The organism is Dyadobacter sp. (genome assembly GCF_051859145.1).
Lineage (GTDB): Bacteria > Bacteroidota > Bacteroidia > Cytophagales > Spirosomataceae > Dyadobacter.
Map to the genome: position 1 here is coordinate 1 of NZ_JBHYGF010000152.1, position 8,992 is coordinate 8,992.

The following is an 8,992-nucleotide window of genomic DNA, read 5'->3' on the forward strand; positions in this document are numbered from 1 at the left end:
TACCAATTGGTCCGCCTGCACCCTGGAAATCACCTTTTTGGCTTCCGTAAGCTGCATTCAAACCAAGCAGGAATTTTTCTGTTACCTGGAAGCTGGTTGTTAAATCAAATACCTGGTAAAGACCTTCCGGCTGCTTGCCGAGGCTGTCCGTATTCGCTTCGTTGCTTCCGATGTAGTTCAGGTATACATTCCAGCCCGATGCAGGTTGCAGGTACAATTGGCTGATAATTCCTTTCGCGCGGTTGTTATCGCCAAGTCCGTCTACATTGTTCACTACGCCCACCATTAAAGAAGCTTTATCAGAAAAGGCGTAAGTTGCTTTCAAACCGGCATGGTAAAACGGACCATTGTTAAACAGGTTGGACAGCGAATAGTTGAAGTTGGCCGGTGCGTCGATCACTTCGTATCCGATGTGCGTTCCAAACTGTCCCGCGGTCATTGAGAACTTGTCTGTGAATTTATAAGTGAAGTATGCCTGTTTGATAGCGAGTGCGGTGCTGAACTAGGCATTTCCATAGTTACCCATATTGGCATTCGGGCCAAATGTCAAATCTACTACTGCTTCTGACTTCGCGTTGGTATAAGCAACTCTCGTCTGAACAAGGCCGAGCGAAAACTGACCTGATCGCTGATCGAACACACGTGCATTGGTTGCACCCATGTTTGACCGGGAAGCTGGCTTGTTGAAATTGGCCATGTAATAAGAGTCAAGATACCCTGAGAATGCGAATGCTCCCTTTCCTTCTTCCTCAGCTGCTTCTGCTACGATTGTTGTATCAGCTTTAACAGCCTTTCTGTCTTCGCCAGACTTTGCAAAACCCAAAAAAGGAACCATCAAAGATAATACTGCGCAATAGACTTTTCTCATAATTATATTCTGTTTAAGTTAATATTACTCACCGGCAGGATTTATGAATCAAATATTGTTTATAAATTATATTAATCAAATATAGTCGACATATTTTATCCAAAAAAATACAATTTTCATGTTTTTATTCTCTTTTTTAATGGATAATCAACAGAAAAATAGCTTTTAAACAGATTTAAGAAAAAAATTTAAATTTTGTATTAATGTGTATACACAGAATTTTATTACACTCACAACAGTGCCATTATTAAGAAATTTTATAATCATAATGCCATTACGAAAAAGTTTGGGCACAAAAAAAGCCCCGCCATAGGCAGGGCTTTCAAATTCATATTTAGGAAGCGGCTATTCGCCGTGCATCCAGGCTTTTTTAGCTAATAATGTATCTTCTTCTTCTTCATTGTCGGGATCCGGCACGCAGCAGTCAACCGGGCAAACCGCAGCGCATTGCGGCTCTTCGTGGAAACCAACACATTCCGTACATTTATCGGTAACAATATAGTAGAACTCATCTGAAACAGGCGCCTGCTTTTCCTTGCCGCTTACTACTGTCCCGTCGCCAAAATCTACTTCATCTAAACTGGTCCCATCTCCCCAGGTCCACTCCACACCGCCTTCATAAATTGCTGTATTGGGGCACTCTGGCTCGCACGCCCCACAATTTATGCATTCATCGGTTATCATTATAGCCATAGTCGCCGGATTGTTTATATTTGTTGCTATTCTTCTGCTTAGAGTAACAAATATAACTATTTATAGTTTCCCAACAATCAGAAAAATAAAAACGGCAGGTCAGTAAAACTTTTTAGAGTTCACAAAGTATGTTAGCAAGGATCAGGCGGGAAGAGGCATTCATCCAATTGGGAAAATTCATTACAGACGCGGAAAATGAGGAAGTTATACAAGATTGGGTTGAATCAGCAAATAGCCGGAACAACTGGTTTACGCCCGAGAATGTAAGGAAGTCACTCCACGCCATTGCTACCGAATTCCTTGATCCTGAAAAGCTTCGTGAATGGTCAGCACAATACCCGGAGCCAAATAAATACCGGAAAGTGGGTGTTGTTATGGCTGGAAATATTCCGGCTGTCGGTTTTCAGGATGCTTTGTGCGTACTGATCAGCGGACACACGCTGCTGGTGAAACCCAGCTCTGATGATCCGGTGCTGATTTCCGCATTGCTTCACCACTTAATACAAAAAGAACCTGAATTTACTTCGCAGATCAGGTTTGTGGAGCGGCTCAACGAGGCCGACGCCTACATTGCTACCGGGAGCGACAATACAGCCCGGTACTTTCACTATTATTTCGCTAGTAAACCCAATGTGATCCGGCGGAACAGGACTTCCGCTGCTGTTTTAACAGGTAACGAAACGCAGGAAGAACTGCAATTACTTGGCAGGGATGTGCTTCAATATTTTGGTCTGGGTTGCCGCAATGTTTCCAAGCTCTTCGTTCCTGCCGGATATGATTTTACCAAGTTTTATGAGGCAATAGAAAACAGGGCGCACCTCTATCTTCAAAACCATAAATACTTCAATAACTACGAGTACAATAAGTCGATTTTCCTGATTAACAGGGTCCCGCACCTTGATAATGGTTTTTTGATGATCACCGAAAACAGCGCGCTCGTTTCTCCGATCAGCGTTTTACATTTTGAAACATACACGGATTTGGATACGGTACAATCGGCTTTGAACGAGTCGGCCGAGAAGATCCAGTGCGTAGTAGGCAATGCAGGCATTCCCGGTAATGTACCTTTTGGAAAATCACAGGAGCCCGGCCTTTCTGATTATGCGGATGCTGTTGATACTATGGCTTTCCTGAGTACACTGTAAGCCTATTTCAGGTTTGTAGAAACCCATTTCAGAAATTCCGGCATCATCATCGACCAGGTAGCCTGATCGTGGTGCCCGTCAGGTACCTCCGTGTAAAAAACATCCTGGTTCCAGACCAGCCCTTTTCTTTCCAATGCAGCAATGCATTCAAGCGTATCCTGTATCGAGTCGATCACACCGTCGCCATCGCGATCGTCCGTTTCGTCTTGTGAGCCGCATTGAAACCAGCATTTCAATGGAGGTTTTTCTTCAAGACGCTCAATCTGCGCATGCATAATCCTGTCCGAATCCAGGTAACCTTCCCCGATTGCCTTCTGTCTCCACCACAATGCGCCGGAAAAAACGCCGGTCAGCGGGAAAAATGCCGGAAAATGCAATGCGATATCCAGTGCCATTAAGCCGCCGAGCGAACAGCCGGCGTATGCATTGCCGGAGGATCTTACCTGGTATTGCTGTTGTAAAAATGGCAGAAGCTCAGTAGTGACGAATGAAGTTGTTTGCCCTGCTTCGCTGCCCCTGCCTGCATAATCAGACTTGCTAGCCGTTCCGTACTCGTAAATGCGGCGTTCGTTTGCATGTATTCCTGCGATTATCATAGGTTTGATTTCTCCTGAACTTTGCAGCCCCCCCGCAATTTCCACCAACCTAAGCGACCCGAAATCCTGTCCGTCGTTGAAAAGGAGCAAGGGATAATGCATTGCCGCTTCGTACCCGGCAGGCAAGAGCACACTAACGCGAACTTCCCTGTGGAGGAAGTTGGAATAAATTTTTATATCGTCAAAAAATGTGGAAGAATACACGACGCTCAAACCCTTAAACCGCTAAAAATGGAGTAAAACAAACGTGCAAGTTATTAATTTGCTTCCTATGATTTGTTTTGTATATTTCAATAATCAAATTTAACGCCGGCTGATTTGGAAGAGAAGCACATTAAATACTACTCTCATCACCTGGACAGAGAGATTGATATGCTTGTTTACGGGAGCTGGGGGTACCCTATCCTCCTTTTTCCAACCACCCTCGGGCGCTACTACCAGGCCAAGGATATGGGGCTGACCGAGTCGGTTAGAAATTTGATAGACTCTGGTAAATACAAGCTTTATTGTGTCGACTCCATTGACGCAGATTCCTGGTACGCCAAACACATTAACCCGCAATACAGGGTTCTCAACCACATTCAATACGACAAATTCCTGGCAAACGAGCTGGTACCTTATATCAAAGCCGAGTGTAATGTCGGGAGGATCGGTGTGGCAGGTTGCAGTTTCGGAGGTTTTCATTCTGCCAATTTCGCATTCAGGCACCCTGATCTGGTCGCTTACCTGATCAGCATGAGCGGCGCGTTCGACATCAGAAGCTTTACCGACGGCTTTTACGACGATACTGTTTATTTTAATAACCCGGTTGACTACATGCCAAACGAACAGGGCTGGCGATACGGGCATATGAAGATCGTGCTGGGAACTTCTGAATGGGATATCTGCCTCGATAGTAATGTAAGAATGTCAAATATCTTAAATGCAAATGGCATAGAGCACTGGCTGGACATCCGGGGCTGGGAGAAGCACGATTGGCCACTGTGGACAAAAATGTTCCCCGACTACCTGGCAAGGATCATGTAAAACGGACTTTATCAATAACAAAACTGAATTTTAGTATGAAGAAAATTGGAATACTGTTTGGGATGGAAAATACGTTCCCGAATGCATTTATAGAAAGAGTGAACAGTAAGGGAGAACCCGATATTATCGCCGAGGCAGTTACCATCGATAAAGTCGCGCAAGCCGCGCCCACAGAATATGCCGTGATCATTGACCGCATTTCACAGGATGTACCTTTCTACCGCGCCTACCTCAAAAATGCTGCCTTGTGCGGTACAGCGGTGATCAACAATCCCTTCTGGTGGAGCGCCGACGAGAAGTTCTTCAATAATGCACTGGCAGAACAGATCGGGGTACCTGTCCCGAAAACAGTTTTGCTCCCTTCAAAGCAGCGGCCTGACAATACAACAGAAACTTCATTCCGCAACCTCGCATTTCCGATGGCCTGGGAAGAGATCTTCCAGTACGTCGGTTTTCCGGCTTACATGAAACCGCACGATGGCGGCGGCTGGAAGAGCGTTTATAAGGTTGTAAATCCTCAGGATTTGTGGTATAAACACGAAGAAACAGGTCAGCTGGTGATGATGTTGCAGGAAGAAATCGAGTTTAGCGACTACGTTCGTTGCTATTGTATCGGCCAGAAAGATGTGCTGATTATGCCTTACGAGCCCCGCAACCCGCATCATTTGAGATATGCATCAGAATTAAAGGCGACTGGCGAGGAAAGAGAAAAGCTGCTGGAAACGATTAAAGATTATACCCTGAGACTGAACAAAGCTTTGGGATATGATTTCAATACGGTGGAATTTGCCGTGCGCGACGGTATCCCTTACGCCATTGATTTTTGCAATCCTGCGCCCGATGCTGACATCTATTCCGTAGGCCCGGATAATTTTGAATGGGTTGTGGAAGCTGCCGCTAATATGGCGATTGAACGTGCCAAAGCGCAGGTACCCGGTCAGGTTAACCTTACCTGGGGAACCTTCCTGAGCAAGGCAGTGCAGGCCGGGATTACTGCTCCTGGCCAACAAGTACAGCCAGTTCCCCTACCTTCTGCCACTGAGGTTAACATCAAAGCAGTAACACCAAAGAAATCTGTCAAAAAACCAGCAGCTGGCACTTCGGAGCCTGTTGCCGAACCCGATCCACAGCTGCCTACCAATAAAGCTGCGGTTACCAAAGCGCCTGCCAAGAATTCTAAAATGAAAAAATCCTGATCAAAGTATTTCAAACCGCCCTTTATGGCCACTTTCACACTAGGAATTGAAGAAGAGTTTCAGACGATAGATCCAGTTACCCGCAACCTGCGGTCGCACATGTCGAAGCTGGTTGAAGATGGTAAGATCACCTTAAAGGAGCGTGTGAAGGCCGAAATGCACCAGGCAGTAGTGGAAGTTGGTACCAACATTTGCCACAACATACAGGAGGCGAGAGAAGAAGTAACTTACCTGCGTAAAATGATCCTCGGCCTGGCTGAAAAGCAGGATTTGCAGGTGGCAGCAGCGGGTACCCACCCTTTCGCCGATTGGGTCGATCAGCTGATTACCGACGATCCGAGGTATGATGAAATTATCGATGAAATGCGGGACGTAGCACGCGGCAATCTTATTTTCGGTTTACACGTGCACGTCGGTATTGAAGACCGGAATGAAGGAATTCAGATCATGAATGCAGTCAGGTACTTTTTACCGCACATTTACGCATTATCCACCAACTCTCCTTTTTGGTGCGGTCGGAATACGGGTTTTAAATCTTACCGATCGAAGGTTTTTGACAAATTTCCAAGAACCGGCATTCCCGATTACTTTTCAAGTGCCGCGGAATACGATGAATATGTAAACCTGCTGATCAAGACCAAATGCATTGACAACGGGAAGAAGATCTGGTGGGACATTCGGGTACATCCATTTTTCAATACAATAGAGTTCAGGATGTGCGATGTACCGATGCGGACTGACGAGACTATCTGCCTCGCTGCGATTATGCAGGCGCTGGTCGCAAAAATTTACAAGCTGCACCGGATGAACCTCAGCTTCCGCATTTACGACCGAATGCTCATTAATGAAAATAAATGGCGCGCGGCAAGATATGGCATCCACGGAAAGCTGATTGATTTTGGCAAACAGGAAGAAGTGGAGTATAAATTGCTGGCAGGCGAGCTGCTCGAATTTATTGACGACGTGGTAGACGAACTGGGAAGCCGAAAAGAAATTAGCTACATCCACCAGATCATGGAAATGGGCACCGGCGCGGATCGCCAGTTAGCAGTTTTTGAACAAACCGGGAGTATGAATGCAGTGGTGGACTACATTGTCGCAGAAACTAAAATCGGACTCGGCGAATGAAGTCTGCCAAATAATATTCTGTCATCCGAACTTATACCGGGATAGTTTGTTAAAATAGTTTATAAAAAGATAAACTAACAGCTAAAAGCTTACAGCAAAGCTTCTGGCAACAAGCCCTCACAAAATGATTGATAATAAAACACATTTCCGGATCGCAATTCTGGACATGTACGACGGGTTCGAGAACGAAGGGATGCGATGCATCAGGAAGATTATCACCAGTTTTGGTGAGAAAGAAGCAGTGCCCGTTGAATACACGATTTTCGATGTACGCCAAAAGCTTGAAATACCCGGAATGGACTTCGATGCTTATATTTCTACCGGCGGGCCAGGTAATCCCTCGCCGGTTGGCGAAGCCTGGGAGAAAAAGTACTTTTCTTTCCTTGACCAGCTGTTTCAATACAATCAGAAACGTCAGAACCGCGTAAAAAAACATTTATTCCTGATCTGCCATTCATTTCAAATGGCTTGCATACACTGGCAGCTTGCGCGGGTGAGCAAGAGGAGAAAAACTTCCTTTGGCACATTCCCGGTGCATAAAACCAGCACTGGGCGCAAAGATCCGTTACTTACTGCGCTTGCGGATCCATTCTGGATCGTGGATTCGCGAGATTATCAGGTAACCCAGCCTGATCAGTTCATGTTCGACGAAATGGGCGCTAAGTTGCTTTGTCTTGAAAAGATCCGTCTGCATGTGCCGCTGGAACGCGCAATCATGGCAATCCGCTTTTCCAATGAAGTCGTGGGAACGCAATTTCACCCGGAAGCTGATGCAGAAGGAATGCTGCGGTATTTTCTCAGGGAGGATAAAAAAGTCGCTATTGTCGCAGCACATGGAGAAACTAAATACAATGACATGATCGCGCACCTGAACGATCCTGACAAGATCCTGCTCACCGAATCTGTTATCTTGCCTGCATTTCTGAAAAACGCATTGGACAAATCATTCACGCCCGCCTATGCATAAGGAAGCCCGGGAAGCATATAATCAGTCATTTTCAGACAAAAAGTACCAGGATTTTGTGGCTTACATTGAAACTTCATTCCCTGGTCAGCTGGATTTCCGCGTGGCTGAAACGCCGGTGTTTATTCCAAAGGATTTGAAAGAGAAGATCCTGGAAACTTCTGAGCAGATTATTGAGGTATTGCGCTCGCCGGACTTCAAATCAAAAACAGAGCGTGCGGTTCCTGAATCACAGTTTGTTCCCGGTGAGAATGCACATACTTCATTCCTGGCCATTGATTATGCGATTTGCAGGGATAAAAGTGGCATGCTTGTACCCCAGTTGATTGAGCTACAAGGATTTCCATCGGTTTTCGGTTACCAGGCGTTTTTGTCAGAAGCATTCAGGATGCATTTTGATGTGCTTCCCGAATTTCAGTATCTGTTTAACGCTGACGGATATAATGCGTATGTTGCAAAATTGCGTTCGTTGATCCTGGCTGATGAAGAACCGGAATCTGTGATCCTGCTCGAAATCTTTCCTGAAAAGCAGAAAACGCGGATTGACTTCGCAGTAACGGAGGCAATGCTGGGAATCCAGGCTGTTTGCTATACCAGACTGATCCGTGAAGGGAGATCGCTCTTTTACGAGAAGGATGGACGCAAAGTTCAGGTCAAAAGAATCTACAATAGGCTGATCTTTGACGACCTACTCAACTATCCCGATCTGGTAACCAGCTATCGCTTTACTGATGAAGTGGATGTAACCTGGGTCGGGCATCCGAATTGGTTTTTCAGGATCAGTAAATTTTCAATGCCGTTTCTTAAAGGTCCGTATATACCCGAAACGCATTTTGTAAGTGACTACTCGGGTAACTATCCCGAGGATCTTCAAAATTATGTTCTGAAACCACTTTTTTCATTTGCAGGCTCCGGCGTACGTTTGCATGTTACAGCTGCGGATCTTCATGCATTGCCGGATCCTGAGAACTACATTTTACAGCGCAAAGTATCCTACGAACCTGTGATACAGGCACCTGACGGACTTGTCAAATGTGAGGTAAGGATGATGTATGGCTGGAAAGATAAAGCTGACAAGCCGGAGCTGCTGATTAGTTTAAGCAGGCTGAGCCGGGGCGAAATGATCGGCGTGGGCTTCAATAAAGATTTTACCTGGGTTGGCGGCAGCGCCACTTTCTTTGAATGAAGAAGAATCCAGAAAAGGACTACACTTTAAGAAAGTATTATAAGTAAATAATGTATATCACCCATCGTCAACAGTTTTTTGATCATCTTGCCCAAACTTCCGACTACCCGCTCGCGCTTGAAATTGACAGTGCGCAGGGCGTTTACATGTATGGAGCAGACGGGAAATCCTATCTGGACCTGATTTCCGG

8 protein-coding genes and 2 pseudogenes are annotated in these 8,992 nt (G+C 45.7%); 7 read left to right on the forward strand and 3 right to left on the reverse strand.

What is annotated here, in order from left to right; genetic code table 11:
- Together ACTIE6_RS10380 and ACTIE6_RS10385 are read right to left on the reverse strand one after the other, a co-directional pair.
- Window positions 1–868 (reverse strand): annotated as a pseudogene (locus tag ACTIE6_RS10380) (porin); the annotation flags it as partial.
- A 345-nt stretch (window positions 869–1,213) separates the two neighbouring features.
- Window positions 1,214–1,561, reverse strand: a complete 348-nt coding sequence (locus ACTIE6_RS10385; protein ID WP_031527072.1) for a 4Fe-4S binding protein — start codon at window positions 1,559–1,561, stop codon at window positions 1,214–1,216.
- 128 nt (window positions 1,562–1,689) lie between these two features.
- Here ACTIE6_RS10385 and ACTIE6_RS10390 point away from each other — a divergent pair, with 128 nt between their 5' ends.
- The gene (locus tag ACTIE6_RS10390) at window positions 1,690–2,706 is read left to right on the forward strand and encodes an acyl-CoA reductase (RefSeq protein WP_439556571.1); all 1,017 of its coding nucleotides are present in this window, start codon (window positions 1,690–1,692) and stop codon (window positions 2,704–2,706) included.
- A gap of 2 nt (window positions 2,707–2,708) precedes the next feature.
- Here ACTIE6_RS10390 and ACTIE6_RS10395 read toward each other — a convergent pair whose 3' ends face one another.
- The gene (locus ACTIE6_RS10395; RefSeq protein WP_439556577.1) at window positions 2,709–3,506 is read right to left on the reverse strand and encodes an alpha/beta hydrolase; all 798 of its coding nucleotides are present in this window, start codon (window positions 3,504–3,506) and stop codon (window positions 2,709–2,711) included.
- Between the two features lie 114 nt (window positions 3,507–3,620).
- Here ACTIE6_RS10395 and ACTIE6_RS10400 point away from each other — a divergent pair, with 114 nt between their 5' ends.
- The 6 genes and pseudogenes from ACTIE6_RS10400 to ACTIE6_RS10425 all read left to right on the forward strand — a co-directional run.
- A complete protein-coding gene (locus ACTIE6_RS10400; RefSeq protein WP_439556572.1) occupies window positions 3,621–4,328 on the forward strand; it encodes an esterase family protein in 708 nt (235 codons plus the stop codon).
- 35 nt (window positions 4,329–4,363) lie between these two features.
- Window positions 4,364–5,524 carry an ATP-grasp domain-containing protein gene (locus ACTIE6_RS10405; RefSeq protein WP_439556573.1) on the forward strand — a complete coding sequence of 387 codons (1,161 nt, stop codon included), beginning with the start codon at window positions 4,364–4,366 and terminating at the stop codon, window positions 5,522–5,524.
- Between the two features lie 24 nt (window positions 5,525–5,548).
- Complete coding sequence (locus ACTIE6_RS10410) at window positions 5,549–6,652, forward strand: carboxylate-amine ligase (RefSeq protein ID WP_439556574.1); 1,104 nt, start codon at window positions 5,549–5,551, stop codon at window positions 6,650–6,652.
- Between the two features lie 124 nt (window positions 6,653–6,776).
- Window positions 6,777–7,619 (forward strand): type 1 glutamine amidotransferase, encoded by an 843-nt coding sequence (locus ACTIE6_RS10415; RefSeq protein WP_439556575.1) that lies wholly within the window; start codon window positions 6,777–6,779, stop codon window positions 7,617–7,619.
- Window positions 7,612–8,802, forward strand: a complete 1,191-nt coding sequence (locus ACTIE6_RS10420; protein ID WP_439556576.1) for a hypothetical protein — start codon at window positions 7,612–7,614, stop codon at window positions 8,800–8,802. Before ACTIE6_RS10415 ends, ACTIE6_RS10420 begins: the two co-directional genes overlap by 8 nt.
- 50 nt (window positions 8,803–8,852) lie before the next feature.
- A pseudogene (locus ACTIE6_RS10425) lies at window positions 8,853–8,992 on the forward strand (aspartate aminotransferase family protein); the annotation flags it as partial.